The following is a 17,184-nucleotide window of genomic DNA, read 5'->3' on the forward strand; positions in this document are numbered from 1 at the left end:
GTTTCGGCGACCCGGCTGTCTCAGTAAGACCCTTGGGCTTTCCGTCCCATCCTCGCGGATGGTTTAGTATTGTCGTTCATCTATTCAATTGAGTGTGCTACAGACTCAGCCAGTTCGGATTTTGTTGCGCATCGCAATCTCCTCAACCACTTTTTTCATCAAGTCAATTGCCCTTGTTATCGCAACACCAGTGCCAAACCAGTATACTTGCACAAACTATTGTTATCATTGAACTTTACAGTTTGAGCTAGGAAGAAGGATAACCGTTAGATGAGTAAAAGGTGAACACACAATCCATTCAATCCTTAGCTCCTCTCAGGCGCTCCCTGCATTTACAACTTGTAAGTGCTCCATTGAACAGGTTGTTCAAAGGCTGAGCACAAAGCAGACATAACGTGTTCGAGGTATTGAGATGATGAAAAATCCCCCCCTCCACTCTATCTCAACAGCATCCAGTTAACGGATCAGAGCGGCTATACTTTGATTGGTTTGGAATAGAGAGAATCGCTGCGAAATCATCGGGGCAAGAACTACAGCAGACGACTAGCTGCTTTGAGCGATATTGACAACCGGCGGGGGTCAATTCCGAATGCTGATCGATATAGGCAAAAGGGCACAAGTTGTGATTCTTTTGCCCTCTGCTTTGTCCGCACCCACAATGTTGCTTGATGTAAACAAGAACAGAATTTATTTAGAGCTACTGAACAACTGTCAAAGTGCTGAGCAGCGAAATCACGACATGAGGGCTCCCAATCCCTTGGCAGTAAAAATGCAGAGAAAGTTTCCCATTATTGGCAAAGAGACTGGGAAAAAACAAGGGAGCCCGATGAGCTCCCTTGTTTTTTACTGCTGTTTTCCGGCTGGCTGCCAGACATATTTGCTATTTCAAGCGGTTAACCGACTTGTTCACCACGGTGACGTTGTTGGCGGCGTCGTACGCCTTGAAGGTCACCGCGTGCCGCCCGATCGTTACGTATTTGCTGGTGTTGATTGAAGAGCTGCTGGTGGAAAGGACGAGAACGTTGTCCACGTATACCTGCAGTTTGGTCACTGCCACGTTATCTGCCGCCGATGCCTTCAGGTAGAGCGTGCCGCTGTTCATGTAGTAGCTGACCGGAGATGCCACGTTGATGGTCGGGGCAGTCTTGTCATTCATGACGTTAACAGTGACGCTGGATTGGCCGACATTGCCGGCGGCATCATAGGCCTTCACCATCACGGTGTTGGGGCCGTTGGGGTAGTTGGTGGTGCCCCAGGTGATAGTCCAGGGCGCGGTTGTGGAGGTGATCCTCAGGACCCCATTCACGTAGTACTCGACTTTTTTCACGCCGACGTTATCGGTGGCGTTGGCGGATATCGTCGCTATCCCGCTGACCGTGGAACCGGCCACGGGCTTGGCGATGGAGACCACCGGGGCGGTCGTGTCGCCAGTCGTGGTGGTGGTGGTGGCGGTGGTGATGTTGACCAGGGCAGTTTTTGCTGTCGATACCTTGCCGGAGGCGTCCTTGCTCCAGGCGTAGGCGGTGCGAGAACCGGTCGCTGCAAAAGTGAAGCTGGTCGGCGCGCTGGTTTTCCAGGTGGTGGCGCCCGCCGCGGGAGCGGTCCCGCTCTCGGTGATCTGGTAGCCGGTGACGCCGACGTCGTCGGCCGCCGCAAAGGCGGTGACCGGTACGGTCAGCGCAGTGGCGGAAGCCGGCATGGAGAAGGAGCTGATCACCGGGGCCGTAGCGTCGGTGACTGCGACTGCGTTTTTCACGGTCACCGAGCTCGACGCCTGTCCGACGTTACCGGCTGCGTCATAGGCCTTCGCGGTCAGAGTGTAGGTGGCGTTGGGGCTGTTGGCCGTATTCCAGGTGAGGGTGTAGGGTGCAGAGCCCACCACGCCGAAGATGGAGCCGTTCAGGTACATCTCCACCTTGCTGACAGCGACGTTGTCGCTGGCTGCGACGTTGATAGTGACGTTGCCGCTCACGGTGGAGCCTGTGGCCGGCGAAGAGATGGAAGCTACCGGAGCGACGGCATCTGCAGTGGTCGTGGTGGTAGTGCCCGAAACGGTGGTCGCGCTTGCCGTTACCGAGAGCATCCCTTCGTTGTCGTTGCTGTCGTAGCTACCCTTGTTGTATGCGGAGACGGCGAAGTAGTACTTGGTCGCGGGGTCGAGGGAAGAGATGTTGTACTGCAGCACATTCCCAACGTCCACTTTCATGTTCAGGTTGGCAGCGTCTTTTCCGTAGTAGATGCGGTAGCCGTTAACCGGGTGGGCAACCCCGTTGCTGCCGGCGCTCCAGCGAAGGCTCACGGCGTTTGCAGTGCCTGCGGCGGCGGTCACGCTCGTCGGCTGTGCCGGAGGGCCGCTGTAGGTGGTGCTTACCACGAAGTCGTCAAGGGCGTACCACTGCTCTGAAGCAGGAGTATAGGTATTAGCATTATTCCCTCCGAGCCACACGTGATTCCACTGATACGAACTCGGATTATCCCCTGCGGGCACCCACACGACATTGGACTGATCATGTACTAAGCGTCCGTCCAGCCAGAAACGTGCTTTGCCGTCAGCAACGCCGCCAGCACTATTCAGTTTCACATACCATTCCATTGAGTGCCATTCGCCATCGCCAGGAGCCCCGGCATTGTACCAATCCAAGGGAGCTGCCCCGAGGAAATCGTTAGTGGTAGTAGAGGCTGAATTGTCACGTGTTGCCGTCAGGGGAGACGGCATCATATACAACTGCGTCCTGTAGGTTCCCGACCCGTATTTGGCATAACCGCCTACATAGCGTGGTTTATTTTGAATGCCGCTAAAAAAGTCCCAAACAGATGCGCTATTGGTAGCATCGTAGTGAGAAAGGTGAATAAACTTCTGCATTGGGGAGGAGGTAGTATTCCACTTCCAGTCCTTCGGAAAGAGAGCCCAAGCTCTGACATATACTTCTTGCTGAGGGGCAAAAGCGGTTCCCAGCAAGCCGTCGGAACCCCAGCTGCCGCTGCTGCTGTAGCAGGGCTCGTTCCACATCATGAAGCTCTTCCCTTGCCCTCTGGGGTGCTGCCCATTGATGTTTAGGGTGTTGTGCAAACCATCAAGATTGCTGCATGACACGGTAGCAGCAACTCGATAATCATAAAAGCCTGCAGGGACGGGCGTTGTGCAGCTAGCGCCCTGCACGCAGGTCGTGGTCGCACCCGTTGTGGATTGACGCGGACTCCAGTCTGCGTGTCCATCGAAATTGTCACTGAACAAAACCGCTGCAGACGAAGCGTTTGCAGACAAAAGTGCTCCTAGAGCTACTGCTGCCATCACTACCTTAATTCTTTGCATTTTTTCTCCTTTGTCTCACTTGACACAAAAAAACCGGGTCGCCTGTCTCTTAATGGCAATGCCATCAAAATTGTTTCGGCGACCCGGCTGTCTCAGTAAGACCCTTGGGCTTTCCGTCCCATCCTCGCGGATGGTTTAGTATTGTCGTTCATCTATTCAATTGAGTGTGCTACAGACTCAGCCAGCGCGGGTTTTGTTGCTCATCGCAAACTCCTCAACCAGTTTTTCATCCAGTCCATGCCGTTGTTATCGCGACACCAGTGCAAACATAAAACCGATCCTTAGTTTTCCCCAATATAAGCCATGATCACATTTATGGATTTCATCTGCATACATGGTTAAGCAACGGCCTTATGTCTAAACCTTCACGTCTCCAGGTATGTCGGGCGAAAAGAACACCGGAATCCAGCTTATCTCTAGATCAACTGCTCCAGCTGAGCAATCATCAGCACCTCAACAGACAGGAAAAGAAGCCTTAGCCAGCTAACTCAGAAGATTATTGGACGAAAAAAAAGCCGGGTTGCCGAAAAGGTAAACATTTCGGCAACCCGGCTGTCTCGGTGAGACCCTATAGGCTTTCCGCCCCATCCTCGCGGATGGTTTAGTATTATCGTCTGCTTGGCTTTTTTGCTGTAAAGAACTAAACTGCGCCAGGTTCGGTGACCACAGGTTCCGGCTCCCCTTACGTCTGGCCATTCTTCCGTAACGTCTGGGGGGAGTATCGCCTATTCAAGGCAATAGTTATGTGACCTGAATTACATTTTCTGCAGTTTTCCAGGACCTTACCCTGCACCAAGTCGCGGGAAAGGAGCAGCGGCAGGCCCGCCGCGAACAAATTTCAACTCCCAGCAGGGCTAGGGCGCGGCGACCACAGAGGTTATCAGCGGATCTACCCGATAGGTTGTCAGGTCATCCCAGGCCTTGAACCCGGTGATGGTGAAAGCAGCTGGCACCAGGGTGGTTCCCTGGGCCAGGACGGGGGTCACGGTCAGGAAGCGCCCTACGGGGAACCCAGACGGTTTGACCAGCGAAACCTTGACCGTCTGCGGCGAGGCGGCCGTGTCGTAATAGGCGCTGAGAGCCGCATCGGTTCCGGCGGCACCTCCCGAGGTGACTATGGCTCCGGCAGCAAGAGTTCCTCCCCCCGGCGTGGCCAGGGTGACTCCGGGGGGAAGTTGCAGGGTAAATTCCACCCCGTACAGGGTGGTGGCGGCACCTGCCGTCTCTATGATGACGCTGCTGCCGGCAACGGGAGTCTGCGGCGCTTCGGCTCCCCCTCCCCCACCGCACCCGGTCAGCAAAAAGATAAGGGACAGCAAGGCGACAGACGAGAAAAATCTCATACGCGAAACACTCATAGTCAGAACCTCGTTATTCCAGTGACGATCCCCAGAATCAGCAACACGTCACCCGTATCGATAACCCCGTCCGGTTGCGGCACCCCCCCCACCAGTGGGGCCAGATCGCCGCGAAGCAACTGGGTTGCATCCGGTTTCGTCTTCCCGACCGCCATCTGCATGGCAAGTTGGGCGTCCTCCACCCCCACCGAGGCATCGCCGGAGAGATCCCCCACTTTCAGGACCCCTATCGATGCCATGGCCGCTGCGGCCTGCCTGGTCTCGTTTCCGGCGACGTCGCGCGCAGTTACGATAACCTGGTTGGCGACTCCCGGCTGCAGGTTGCTCAGAAGGTAGCTCCAGGACTGACCGTTAAGTTCGGCGGCCGTCTGTTGCCCGTTGCCGACCTGCACCATGACGGAGGCAACGCCAGAGCCATTGGTATCGGAGGCGATTCCAGAGATGGGTAGGGAGGTGAGTATGGTCGGGGTGGTGAAGGCAGAAACTGTGACCACGGGAGGAACGGTATCGAGCACGACGGTGCCGCTTGCCGATTTCTCGTTGCCGGAAAGGTCTTTTGCGGTCACCACGATGCTGTTTCCCCCTTCGGTCAGACTCCGAATGGTGCAGCTCCAGCTGTTGCCAGTCACCGTCGCGGCGACGGGCGCCGCAGCGCCGACCTTGACCAGCACCGAAGCGATGCCCCCTGCATCCGCAACCGTCCCGGAGAGGGTCTGAGTGGCTAGCCGCGTGGGAGAGGCGACTGGGAGCATGGTGATGTCCGGGGGCACCAAGTCGACGGTGACCGCGTTGGCGGAAGCGCTGCGCCGGCTTTCGTTCTCGTTGGCGTCGTTTGCTTCCTGCTTGAAGGCGGTAACGGCGAAATAATACCTGGTGCCGGTGGCAAGAGAACTCACCACAGCCTCCCTTTGGGAGGCCAAGACGGTGATCGAGCTGTCGAGGTGCCCTGGGTCGGTCCCGTAGTAGATGCGGTAACCGTCCACCAGGTAGTTCGCCCCGTTGCTGCCGCTTTGCCAGGTGAGACGTATCGACGAGGTGCTGATCCCCTCCGCACTGAGCGTTGTGGGAGGCGGAGGCGGCCCGCTGTAATGGGTACTGACCACTAAGTCGTCGACGGCGTACCACTGCTCCTTGGCGGGTACATAGGTGTTGGAGTTGTTGCCGCCGATCCAGGCGTGGTTCCACAACCATGCACCAGGGTCATCCCCTGCCGGCACCCAAGCAATATTTGCCTGGTCATGCACCAAGGCACCGTCGAACCAAAAACGCGCACGACCGTCGGCGACACCGCCTGAGCTGTTCAACTTCACGTACCATTCCAACGAATGCCATTGCCCATCACCTGGAGCCCCGGCATTGTACCAGTCCAGGGGAGCTGCCCCGAGGTAATCATTTGTGGTGGAAGAGCCTGAATTGTCTCGCGCTGCCGTCAGAGGAGACGGCATCATATATAGCTGTGTCCTGTAGGTCCCGGCCCCGTACTTGGCAAATCCACCCACATAGCGCGGCTTATTCTGCGTACTGCTGAAAAAGTCCCAAATAGAAGCAGGATTGCCGGGATCGTAGTGGGAAACATGGATGAACTTTTGCATCGGCGATGCAGCGGTGTTCCACTTCCAGTCAGAGGGAAAAAGAATCCAGTATCTGATGTAAACCTGCGACTGTCCGGCGAACGAAATACCCAAAAGGCCATCAGATCCCCAACTCCCCCCGGAGGAATAGCATGGCTCGCTCCAGAACACGAAGCTTTTCCCGTTTCCGCCTCTGGGGTGGGTTCCATTTATGTTGAGTGTGTTGTGGAATCCATCCAAATTACTGCATACCTCAGTAGCGGCAATGCGATAATCGCTGAATCCGGCTGGAACTGGCGTAACACAACTCGCCGCCCCCTTCACACAACTATTTGTTGCTCCATTGGTGAATTGGAGCGGTCCCCACTGACTTTGTGAGTTAAAGCTTTCACTGAAGAGAACAGCTGCTCGTGAAGAGTCTGGCGTGACAGCCCCACCTCCAATAGCCAAAACTACCATCAGCAATGCACGAAAGATCATATTTCCAGGAACTCGCCAAACCTTAATTCGTACAGAATTTGAGATTACGACTTGGCTCGTTAAGAAGCAGATCATAGGATTTAAATTCATTGTAAACCTCCTCCCTTAACAATATCGGCCCATATGTCATCTCAAGGGCCACCATGTCAGGCTCTGAGTTGATTTCTATGAGTACTGGACCGCTATCCGTTATGCAAATATCCAACCCCAACAGTTTGTGAAATGGGAACTGCCATTGTATCTTTTTTGACAATACAACAAGCTGCTCCCAGTATGGAATTGAAAGACCTTTAAAACAAAGAGTTGAGACAGGGTGTTGGCTGTACACGTTCCCAGCATAGTCGACAGCGGTATCGAACACGCCTCCGCTTGCCACATCTACTCCAGCAGCAATCCCGCCTGATGAAAGGTTATCGATATCAGAAGCACCAACTCCGAATCTGATAAAAGCCCCAATGATCAGCACATCTGAGCAATCGCGTTTGAGAAGAGTCACTACCCGCACTGTGTTGCAAGAAGGCGAGTATGCTTCCAAAGATGGATGTTGCCTTACGTAGTCCTGGACAATTGCAGGATGATTGAGTTCAAACTCGTCAAGGGTACAAACAACACTTTTCCTCTTTACAAAAACTTCATGACCATCTCGGTAAGCCACTACAATTCCCTTCCCCCCCATACCATCATAGACCTTGATGATGATCTTACCTCCATCAGACTCTTTCATAAAAAGCCGTATCCGATCACGGTACGCCTCCTGAGGGTAGATGACGCCGTACTGCCTCGGAATTGGAAATTCTGAATTCTTGCATAGTTCGTAACAGATGATCTTGTTTTCGAAGATGACGATGTTTTCCTTCTTGTAGATATTCCGTTGAAACCTCCACCTTTGATATGGATCGTAATTTGAACCATAATAATAAGGCCAGAGAGATTTGCTTTTCGTCCAGAGCCTGCAACAGCTATAATTATTAGGATAATACTTAAGTTTGAAAAAGATGTAGAGGAAGTCACAAGCTACATGCAGCTTGTTCCTACTACAATTTTTCCAGTTGATTTCATAGGTAAAGCAATACGGTAAAGCAATAAATCTTATTATTCTACGAACGCAAAGGACAGTTAAGTCCGTAGTACGATCAACAAAAGCGACAAGAAAATCGTACGCTTTTTCAAAACTGTTCTTGGTTCCGTCATCTTTAAGCTTCATGATGGTTACCCCATAAAATACACTTTAAATAAGAAACTGATCCAATTCCTCTGGCGCAAAAATATACGTAATAAAGCACAAGTAGGGATAGATACTGCGTGAATTTTTTGGAAATTGAGAGGCGGTAAAAAACTGCTATGTTAATAAGTACGAATATCAATACAAGAATTGCAACTGAGAATGAGCTGGGCAGGAATAACAGCAAAAAATGCAACACAAAAAAAATCAACGTGAACAAAAAGACCATGTCGAACTTCCCGTTTTTTATTGAAATAGCCGTATTGAAGCCGTACCATTTCTCTTTCAGGAAGAATTGGAGCAGCGTTTTGGGGTTTCGCAAGTGAATGCTTTGCAAATCGCTCGAATTCAGCAAGACAACACCCTTTTTCACCGCTCTCTCACATAGATCGGCATCCTCACAGGTGACCAGTGACTCGTCGAAGCCATTCAAATCCTTGAATAATCCTGTGGTGACAATCATGTTGCCAGAGGGTAAAAAGGACACCGACTTTTCCTGATTCTTGGCCTCATATAACCAAGCTTTTTCGACCCAGGCCGCATCCGGAGGCACCCTGTATCCGGCGCCAACCATCCCCACCTGCGGTCTTGAGAGAAGTTTGACCGCTGTACTGATCCACTTCTTAGGAATTTGGCAGTCACTGTCGACAAAAGCAAGAATTTCACCTTTGGCGACTTGCACTCCATCATTTCTCACTTTGGCGATGGTCCGGGCCGTCGATTTTATCACCCTGACATTGTATCCCCCAGCCACAGTTGCACTGGAGTCAGTCGACATATTGTCTACCACTACAATCTCTAACCGATCGGACGGATAATCCGACTCCAAAACGCTCTCAATACACAACCGGATGTAAGCCTCACAGTTGTAGGTGGGGATAATCACTGATACGAATGGAAAGTATCCAGCATTCGGAATATCACTCACTTCATTTCTCTCCGACATATCGTTCACTTTCAATCAATCTCCGATACAAAATCTTTCTTCTTGCTGTTGAAGTTCGATCTGGGAACGCCAGTCCTAATATTCACATCAAGGTCCGCTTTAAAGTACTTGTTAAATTCCTTATTGATCAGTTTCAGCCCATCCTCATCGACCTCACTTTCGATAAGTAACTCGAGAGTGCCCCGAGTTTTTTGCACAGCTTGATAATTCAACACTACGCTATGACTTGAAGCCATATTTTTGAAGACATAGTATAGAGTCAGACTCGGGTAGGTGTTGGTCTTACCATGTATCAACGCGCCAATCCTGCCGGTCACCTCCTTGATAATAGGATGTGCCATACCACAGCTACACCCGCTTTCTCCAAGTTTCACGTAATCACCAAGCCTATACCTTATGATGGGGAAGGAAGTGGACACCAAATTCGTAACCAGTATCTCATTATCAATTTCTTCAACTATCACCGTTTCCATATTGATATGCATATTTCCTTGGGTGCATTCAAAGGCGATGATTCCTCCCTCAGCGGAGCCATATTCACTGACGATCGGTTTTCCGAAAGCCTTTTGTACCTCTTCCCTGTACACGTCGTAGATTTTCTCCGAAGTCCCCTTCACCATCTTCAACCGAAATTTGGAAGATATGCCCCTGGCGTTAACTCGCTTGGCAATCTCATAGATCATAGATGAGTACCCATTCAGGTAGGAGGCCTTCTGAAGCTTACTCAGGAAACGGTCTAAACCATCGCTCTCATAAGAAAAAAGCCGGAATCTATTTTGGAGAAAATCCAGAAAACTAACTTTAAGCTTTTTAACAAATGAGATATTATACCCCCACAGGTAACCGTTTCTCTCCCATGGGAAAACGCCATGCCATGAATATCCACGCATGACCGAAGCGTTATGCCAAGCATCCCACTCCTGATTTCTGTAAAATACAAGAGGCCGACCCGTGCTACCTGAAGTCTCCGAAAAGAACATCTTTTCAGCCGGCACGTTAATCTGTATTCCTGACACATTGGCGAGGACATCTTCTTTCTCAGTTACAGGCAACTTTTTTAAATCGTCCAGAGTAGAAAGGTAACTTGGGTGAAAGCCGCATTCATCGAACCTTTTTCTGTAAAAGTCCGTGTTTGCATAGGCGTTGGATAGCAACAGCTTCAGCCTCTCTAACTGGAGTTGCCGCAGATCATCTAACTGCCATTTTTCGCTCTCTTTCAGGAAACGGTAGCATTTAAGGATTTTCTTATTCCTATACGCGAGACCGGCCAGATATATGTATTTGAAAAGCGCCATAAAATAGCCTCCACTGGCTCAGTCTCAACGATAGATCGAAAATATCACCGCAGACGGCCATTATACCCATGTATTTTTTTGCAGTAGTTGCAGGATTAAAAGCAGAATCGTCACGCTCTCTTTTGCAACTGCTCCCACAGCTGAGCAACAGGCCTCGTCACAAGCTGATCCAGCGACTAGGCCAGCGTCACGAATCTCCGGATCGACCAGAATCCCCGACACTCGCTCGTATCAGCGTGGCACGCGAGCAGTCCTGCCGAACAACATTGGTGAGGTCGCACAGAAACCTTATTCTTAAGTCACTCGTGACCACCTCCTTGTGCTCATCACGACGGATTAGTCGTGTAGGCCCAGAGAGGTGACAAACTGGTGGATTTGGCTCATCCGCCCGAGACCGCCGCCCTGCCGAAAAGCTTCTTGAGCAAAAGATCCCTGTGCTCTCTTTCCAGCGACGCGGGGAAAGAGGCCGCCAGAAACACCGCGGCTACCACGGCGCAGGTGGCCAAAAGCGTGAAGTAGCCCGTTATCCGGTACGGGTTCCAGGCGATGAAGAGCAGCGCTGCCAGTGTCCCGGCAAGCGCCGGGGCGTAGGCCCTGGCAACATAGCGCCAGAGGCCGATGCGAAGCAGGCTGCAGGTGTAGCAAAGAACGCACCCAGCAGCCAGCACCAGCGGCACCATAGTCCCCACGGCGACCCCCTCGATGCCGTAAGGCCTGGCGAGCGCCATGCTCATCCCCAGGTTGGCCAGGGCCTCAAGGGCAAGTATGTAGGCTAAAACCCTGTGCCTGCTGATCCCCTTCAGTATCCCGTGAGCTATCATCTGCGAGAAGGAGACGCCGAAACCGATCAGCAAGAGCCTGAGCACCCAAAGCGACCGTTCTCCGAACTCGGGCCCCATCCAGAGCGTGATGAAATCATCTCCATAGAAGTAAAGCGAGATCACCACCGGCATGCTGAAGAGAAGCGTGTAGCGGGTGCCGGTGACGTAGAGCCTCTCGTTTGCGCCACCCGCCCCGGTAGCCTCATTGGCGCTGATCATTGGTACCAGTACAGAGATCATGGCCCAGACGAACTTCTCGAGGTAGTCCAGCAAGGTTGAGGGTATGGCGTAGAATGCCACCTGGGAGACGCCGATCAGTGCTCCGATGACCACCGAGTCGGTGTAAAAGAGAAGCTTCAGGGCAACGGCGATCACGAAGCTGTACACGCTGTAATTGTAGATGAGCTTCACCGTGTCGCGGTTCACCGCCGACCGGTCGAAGCGGAGGTGAACGTGTTTCCTGCGCAAACGAAGGTACTGGCAGAGCGCCCTCACCACGCTCGCCGCCAGTTGCAGCGAGGCGAGGGCAAGGAGCGCGTAGCCGCTTTTAAGCATCAGCACCAGGATCGCGCTCCTGACGATGTTGATGGAGATGGAGGTGCCGTTTATAAACTTGAATTCCTGCAGCCCCGCCAGAGTCCCGAGGAAAACGGAGCAGACCAGCCCCCCCGCCAGATCCAGCGCAGAGATCAGGAAAACGGCGTACAGGTAGGACCTCGGAATGTGATAGAGCTGGAACAGGTCCTGGAAGAAGTAGCCGAAAACCAGGGAGAAGAGGAGCACCACGGAGGAGGTTATCCCGAAGATGGTCATCGAGGTGGAGTAGACGGCGCGCGCACGGTCGTGGTCATTGCGGGCGGTGCTGCTGGAGATGTAGCGCACGATCGCGGTGTTGACCCCGAAATCGAGCACAGTGAAATAGCCGGTGACCGAGACCACCAGGGTCCATACGCCGTACAGTTCCTTGCCCAGGCTCTTGACCAATACCGGGCTCACAACGAAGGCTATGGTGACGGTCACCAACAGGTTGACCCAGTTGGAGAGGATGTTTTCTATTATCTTGCGCAGCTGCATATTGCTCCTGACTGGTGAGACAGGTGGGCGGGGTGACGGCAGACGCCTTACCCTAGCGCCTCACGGTAGATTTGCTGCATGGCGCGGTTCCTGGTGGCAAAGGAGAATTTGCTCCTGGCGACGGCCATCGCCTCCCTGCCGAACTCGTTCCGGAGCTCCGGAGATTCAATCAGCTGGCAGATATAGGTAAAAAGGTTTTCGGTGACGTGCCGGTTGAACTCGTCGGGGATGTCGTTCACCAGGTACCCCCTGAACAGCTTGTCGCAATCGAAGCCCCTGGTGTCCACGAGGAGGCCGGTGGCGCCGTGGCTGACCATCTCGGGGATGGCAAAGTAGTTGGTGGATATCACCGGGATGCCGTACGCCATCGCCTCCAATATGGCGAAGCCGAAGGCCTCGGTATAGGTCGGCAGGAGGTAGATGTCCGTCTCGGGGAGGATCTCCCCGATCAGTTTCTCGCGCGGCACCCGGCCGCAGGTGATGGCGCCGTTGCTCCTCACCTTGTCCAGGTACTCCTGGCGCAGCGCCTCATTCATGGTGCAGAAGTCCTGCTCGTCGCAGCAAAGCCTCAACCTGATGCCGGGATAGATCTGCTGTGCTTTCTCGAAGGCGTCGACCACGTTGGCCCCGCCTTTTCTGAAGAAATCGCCGCTGAAAAGGAGGTTTACCTGCCGCGAACCGAAGCGGATCAGTTCGTTTGGCACCTCGCGGATCGCCGGGTAGACCACGGCCACCTTTTCCTGCATCACCCCCTCGCCGACCCCGCCGTAGCTATGCAGAGTTTCCCTTCCCGATTTGCTCCAGAAAATGAGCTTCTTGAAGTTCTTCTTGGACATGAGGTAGCGCAGGTAGGCCACCCTCGCGGAGCGGGGGAGCGGGCAACCGAGCAGGTTGAAGGTGGTCGCCTCCTGGAAGTTGGCGATGGAGTAGATCCACCTGTTCCGGGTGATGATCGGGCTCAGTATCGCCTCTATCAGGTCATGCTCTGCACTCTCGTAATGCCCCAGGTACCCCTTGATGCCGCTTCTCACCAGGAGGTTCTTCCTGGGCAACGGGCTGAGGAACGAGTAGCTGACATCCGATGGGGGGAACTCTGCCAGTTCCTTCGCCATGCCATGCCTTTCGGTGAAGGCGACGCGGACAGGGCCGGCTTCGCCGCCGGTCGTTTTTTTCCCTTCTTTACTATGCAAGTTCATCCTCCTGCTCGGGTTCGTCTGCATCCCTGCCAAGGTAACCGGTGGCGTCGGCGGCTTCCCGGCCGGTGAACTTCAGCAGCTGGCTGAAGATCAGGGCGTCCATGTCGGTCTGCCTCCCCAGGGCCTGGTAACCCTGTACCGAGCCTTCCATCAGGAACAGGAAAAGCAACGTCTGAAAATGCCGCTCCGGCACCCCCATGCGCTTGAGAAAGAGCCGGAGCAGGCGGTGTGCCTCGAGCGCCACCTCGTCCTCCGCTTTCAGGAAGGAGTCCATCGTGTCCGAGTAGTAGCGGACGCCTTTGGCGCCGGCCAGGTATTCGAGCGTCGCGGAAACCATCATCCAGAAGTAATCGAAGAAGGGGGCCCTCTCCGGTGTAGCGCGCTCCCAGTCGAGCACCACCAGCCCGTTTTTGGTGCATAGAAAGTTCCCCGGCCAAAGATCGTTGTGGCTCACCACCGGGACCACCCCGACCAGTGAGCGGTCCAGTTCAGCCAGGTGCCGGCGCGCCGCATCGACCAGTTCCGGACTGCCACCGCGATAACAGGAGGAAAACAGCGGGAGCAGGTGTGCGCTCAACGCGGAAAAGGGTCTGGAGGGGGCGATGAAGGCGCCCAGGTACGAGACGTACCACTCATCGAGCTGGTGCAGGATGCGGCAGGCCTGCGCAGCTCCCCCCCGGGTCCCGTGTCGGTGCAGCACAGCGCGCAGGCTCTCTCCGGCGATGTATTTCTCGGTGAAGAAATGCCTGCCGTTTAGGACGAAATGCCTCCCCAACTGCGGCAGGGAGCGGCTGCCCGCCATTTTCTTGGATATCTCTGACAAGGTGGCGAATTCCCTTTCCATGACGGGCAAATAGCCGCGGTGGGCCGTCGTCTTCACGATCTCCCCATTTTCGCTCGCCATGTTGCGGGTGTCTAGCAGCAGGAGCTTACCGAGCCGGTTAGAAAAGAACATTAGCTCGGTCGCCTCGACCTGCGCGCGGTCAGCGCCGGCGGCCTGGCCGGGCTCCTCGCCGCCGAAAAGGACCAGAAACGTCGATTCGCTGCGAAGAGACAGCGGCAGACGGGAAAGGATCCGCCGGCGCAGCGACGTCATTTTCGGCAAGTGGTGCCTCGCGTAAAGGCGGTAGGCCTTTTTGCTTCCGGCGTGCAGGAAGCAGGAAAGAAGCCCGTCGTTGACAAAGAGCACCCTTGAAGCGGTAACCCCCTTGAGCCTCAGGGCCGCCAAGTCGAGCAACTGGTGCCAAAGCCGACTGCGCGGGAAGCGGCAGACGAGATTGCTCCGCTGTTGCAGCAGTTGCAGGGCGTTCTTCGGACATCCCTCGAAGAAGAGCCATTTCTCCTCGCTACGCCCCCCCGCCGGATCGACGAAAAGAACCAGGTTGGGATCAATATCGTACCGGCTCATGCGGGCTGCTCCGCGACGACCGGCTCAGGCTCCACAACCAGTGGCAGTCCTGCCGAAGAGCCGCTCAAGGTCCTGGAGAGGATGCCGATCACCGCCAGCTGCACGTAGATGAAGGGCATGGTGATGGAGTCGATGGTGATGATGCAGACGGAGAACCCGGTGAGACCGGCGCTGCATCCAGCAAGCCAGAGGCCGGCTGCCCGGTCCCGCTCTTGTTTCAGGCTGCCGCGGGCCCTGAACCCGCTCCTGATCCCTCCGGCGACCAGGAGAAAGAACGGCAACGCCCCGAACACCCCACAGTCGGAAAGCATCTGGATGTAGGTGTTGTGCGTCACCTTCTTGGACTCCTTCCTGAAGACCCACTCGCGGAATTGGTCATCCAAGTGGTAGAAACTCCCTTCGAACTCCATCTTCGCTTCCGGGTAGGTGAGAAACCCGGTGCCGACCACCGGGTTCCTGCTGAAGACCATGAGTCCCGCCTCCCACAGGATGAAGCGCGAGCGGGCAGACCCCTCGAAGTTCTCCACGTCGCTTACCCCCTGCAAGGTCTTCATCCGCTCCAGGTAGGCATCGGTGGCAAAGGGGGCCACCACGAGGGCGAAAAGGAGCGCGACCTTGAGGGTAGCTGCCGTTTTGCGGGCGTAGATGGCGAAACTGAATAGGCAGGCCGTCATCCCTAGAAGCCCTCCGCGCGACTTGGTGCAGACGATGAGGGCGACCATCACCGCGGCGACCCCCATGAAGATCCAGAATCGGCGGCGCTTGCCAGCCGCGTAGGCGAAAGCAAGCGCCACCGGCAGGAAGAGCACATAGACCGAGGCGACGCCGTTGGAATCCCCCCAGGCCGCCCCCCCGAGCCCCTCGAGGCGCTCGTTTCCGAGCATCTGCTGCTCTATCCCCCAGATGCCCAGGAAGGTCAGACAGCCGAGCAGGGTCGTTTCAAGCAGTTCAACATCCCCGAGCGTCTTGATCAGCAGGTACAAAAGGCCGCACAAACCCAGGGTCTTGGCCAGGTCCGTGGCGAAGTAGCTCGACATCGGCACCTGGAACTGGGTCAGCAGGATGGAGAGGTAAATCGCCGCCAGCATCCAGAGCATGAGGAGATACTCCCGCTGGAAGATCCGGCCCAGCCCGGAAAGCTCCCCCCGCAGCAGGCAACCGGCCAGGATCAGGAGGTAATAGGTGATGAAGACGAAACTCCCCCCCCCGCCCCCCCAGAAAAGCATTTCGGGGCGCACTATGTTGGCGCCCAGGTAGATCACCACGCCCAGGAAGGGACGACGCAGGACGGCCGGAGCCGACAGTGCGATTAGGATGTAGAGGGCTATCTCACGCATGTTCCACCTGTTCCTGCCTGAGCATCGGGGTCGGCCTCGGCTCCGCGGTAGAGCCGCAGATAATCCTGGACCATCTTTTCGAAGGAGAAGTGGTTGCCGACCCAGTTGCGGGCGGCATCCCCCATGCGCTGGGCCCGCTCCGGGAACGCCATGAGTTCCAGGATCTTCTCGCCCAGTTCGATGTAGTCGTCGTCGGCCACCAGTAGGCCGGTCTCCCCCTCAAGCACCACCTCCGGATTTCCTCCCACCCGGGTGGCGATGGGCGCCACCCCGTGAGACATCGCCTCCAAAAGGGTGACGGAGATCCCTTCCGAAAAGGAGGTGAGCAGGAACAGCTCGAAAAGCGGATAGATCTCGGGGAGATCGTCACGCAAACCGAGGAAACGCACGTTTTTCTCGATCCCGAGTTCCTGCGCATACTGCTTCAGCGCATTTTCCCGCGACCCCCTCCCCGCGATCAGGAGCGAGGTTTCGGGCATCTTTTCCAGCACGCGCTTGAAACCGCGCAGCATCATGGGGAGGTTCTTGATCCGCTCCAGCCGCGCCGCGGTACCGATGATCCGGTGCGAGGGGGGGATGCCGAGGGAGCGCCTTTTTTCCTCCGGGTCGAAGGCTGAGCCGGGTCTGGCGAAGAGGACGCCGTTGTGCACCACAGCGATACGCTCCTCGGCGAAATTGTCGATCGCCACCATCGCCTCCTTGGTGCCGTCGGAGATGGAGACGATCTGGTCGATCCCCCGCGACAAAAGCGGGTTGCAAAGGCGCCGCTTCCAGTTGGGGAGGTCCGGGTAGAGCCTGCCGTGCTCGGTGTAGATGACCCGCTTGCGGCCGGCAGCAAGCGCCGCGGGGACGCTGTAGAACATAGGGGTGTACTGGTGGGCGTGCACCACGTCCACCATCTCCTGGCGGATGATGTGGGCGAGCCAGGGGACGAGGGACCACTGGAGCCCGCCAGGCTTGGTAGCTGGTGAGTAGACGCGGAACCCCTCCTGTTGCAGCAGGGCTCCCAGCTTGCCGGGATGGTAGAGGCAGCAGACCACCGGGGGGGCGGGGCAAAAAGCGGCGTCACGCACCAGGTCGTAGACCAGCCTCTCGGCCCCGCCGCCTGCATCGAGCGAGAGGATGACGTGCATTACCTTGGGAATGAGCAGATCCATCTGCGG

The 17,184-nt window shown here is 55.4% G+C and carries 11 protein-coding genes and 3 riboswitches; all 11 genes read right to left on the bottom strand.

Annotated elements, in window-relative coordinates; translation table 11 throughout:
• Positions 1–2: 2 nt before the first annotated feature.
• A riboswitch (cyclic di-GMP riboswitch) is annotated at positions 3–78 on the bottom strand.
• Positions 79–880: 802 nt separating this feature from the next.
• The 11 genes from GEOBRER4_RS20090 to GEOBRER4_RS12110 all read right to left on the bottom strand — a co-directional run bounded on the left by GEOBRER4_RS20090 (position 881) and on the right by GEOBRER4_RS12110 (position 17,178).
• The gene (locus GEOBRER4_RS20090) at positions 881–2,374 is read right to left on the bottom strand and encodes an Ig-like domain-containing protein (RefSeq protein WP_226377773.1); all 1,494 of its coding nucleotides are present in this window, start codon (positions 2,372–2,374) and stop codon (positions 881–883) included.
• A gap of 1,013 nt (positions 2,375–3,387) precedes the next feature.
• A riboswitch (cyclic di-GMP riboswitch) is annotated at positions 3,388–3,463 on the bottom strand.
• 389 nt (positions 3,464–3,852) lie between these two features.
• Positions 3,853–3,929, bottom strand: a riboswitch (cyclic di-GMP riboswitch).
• Positions 3,930–4,167: 238 nt separating this feature from the next.
• Positions 4,168–4,656, bottom strand: a complete 489-nt coding sequence (locus GEOBRER4_RS12065; RefSeq protein WP_185242499.1) for a hypothetical protein — start codon at positions 4,654–4,656, stop codon at positions 4,168–4,170.
• 17 nt (positions 4,657–4,673) lie between these two features.
• Positions 4,674–5,858 carry a fibronectin type III domain-containing protein gene (locus GEOBRER4_RS12070; RefSeq protein ID WP_185242500.1) on the bottom strand — a complete coding sequence of 395 codons (1,185 nt, stop codon included), beginning with the start codon at positions 5,856–5,858 and terminating at the stop codon, positions 4,674–4,676.
• Between the two features lie 886 nt (positions 5,859–6,744).
• Positions 6,745–7,926: a sugar-transfer associated ATP-grasp domain-containing protein gene (locus GEOBRER4_RS12075; RefSeq protein ID WP_185242501.1), complete on the bottom strand. Its 1,182-nt coding sequence runs from the start codon at positions 7,924–7,926 to the stop codon at positions 6,745–6,747.
• Positions 7,916–8,899 (bottom strand): glycosyltransferase, encoded by a 984-nt coding sequence (locus GEOBRER4_RS12080; protein WP_226377955.1) that lies wholly within the window; start codon positions 8,897–8,899, stop codon positions 7,916–7,918. Before GEOBRER4_RS12080 ends, GEOBRER4_RS12075 begins: the two co-directional genes overlap by 11 nt.
• Positions 8,900–8,901: 2 nt before the next feature.
• The gene (locus tag GEOBRER4_RS12085; RefSeq protein WP_185242503.1) at positions 8,902–10,185 is read right to left on the bottom strand and encodes a phenylacetate--CoA ligase family protein; all 1,284 of its coding nucleotides are present in this window, start codon (positions 10,183–10,185) and stop codon (positions 8,902–8,904) included.
• Positions 10,186–10,565: 380 nt separating this feature from the next.
• A complete protein-coding gene (locus tag GEOBRER4_RS12090) occupies positions 10,566–12,080 on the bottom strand; it encodes a flippase (protein WP_185242504.1) in 1,515 nt (504 codons plus the stop codon).
• A 47-nt stretch (positions 12,081–12,127) separates the two neighbouring features.
• Positions 12,128–13,270, bottom strand: a complete 1,143-nt coding sequence (locus GEOBRER4_RS12095; protein WP_185242505.1) for a glycosyltransferase family 4 protein — start codon at positions 13,268–13,270, stop codon at positions 12,128–12,130.
• Complete coding sequence (locus tag GEOBRER4_RS12100) at positions 13,263–14,684, bottom strand: phosphotransferase (protein ID WP_185242506.1); 1,422 nt, start codon at positions 14,682–14,684, stop codon at positions 13,263–13,265. Before GEOBRER4_RS12100 ends, GEOBRER4_RS12095 begins: the two co-directional genes overlap by 8 nt.
• Positions 14,681–16,021 carry an O-antigen ligase family protein gene (locus GEOBRER4_RS12105; protein ID WP_185242507.1) on the bottom strand — a complete coding sequence of 447 codons (1,341 nt, stop codon included), beginning with the start codon at positions 16,019–16,021 and terminating at the stop codon, positions 14,681–14,683. The genes GEOBRER4_RS12100 and GEOBRER4_RS12105 overlap by 4 nt, the downstream gene beginning before the upstream one ends.
• Positions 16,009–17,178: a glycosyltransferase gene (locus tag GEOBRER4_RS12110; RefSeq protein ID WP_185242508.1), complete on the bottom strand. Its 1,170-nt coding sequence runs from the start codon at positions 17,176–17,178 to the stop codon at positions 16,009–16,011. The genes GEOBRER4_RS12105 and GEOBRER4_RS12110 overlap by 13 nt, the downstream gene beginning before the upstream one ends.
• Positions 17,179–17,184: the final 6 nt, after the last annotated feature.

It is taken from the genome of Citrifermentans bremense, from assembly GCF_014218275.1.
Lineage (GTDB): Bacteria > Desulfobacterota > Desulfuromonadia > Geobacterales > Geobacteraceae > Geomonas > Geomonas pelophila.

Coding starts and splice junctions, on each gene's coding strand:
- GEOBRER4_RS12065 (WP_185242499.1), bottom strand. CDS start 4,656: ATGAGATTTTTCTCGTCTGTCGCCTTGCTGTCCCTTATCTTTTTGCTG.
- GEOBRER4_RS12075 (WP_185242501.1), bottom strand. CDS start 7,926: ATGAAGCTTAAAGATGACGGAACCAAGAACAGTTTTGAAAAAGCGTAC.
- GEOBRER4_RS12085 (WP_185242503.1), bottom strand. CDS start 10,185: ATGGCGCTTTTCAAATACATATATCTGGCCGGTCTCGCGTATAGGAAT.
- GEOBRER4_RS12090 (WP_185242504.1), bottom strand. CDS start 12,080: ATGCAGCTGCGCAAGATAATAGAAAACATCCTCTCCAACTGGGTCAAC.
- GEOBRER4_RS12100 (WP_185242506.1), bottom strand. CDS start 14,684: ATGAGCCGGTACGATATTGATCCCAACCTGGTTCTTTTCGTCGATCCG.
- GEOBRER4_RS12105 (WP_185242507.1), bottom strand. CDS start 16,021: ATGCGTGAGATAGCCCTCTACATCCTAATCGCACTGTCGGCTCCGGCC.
- GEOBRER4_RS12110 (WP_185242508.1), bottom strand. CDS start 17,178: ATGGATCTGCTCATTCCCAAGGTAATGCACGTCATCCTCTCGCTCGAT.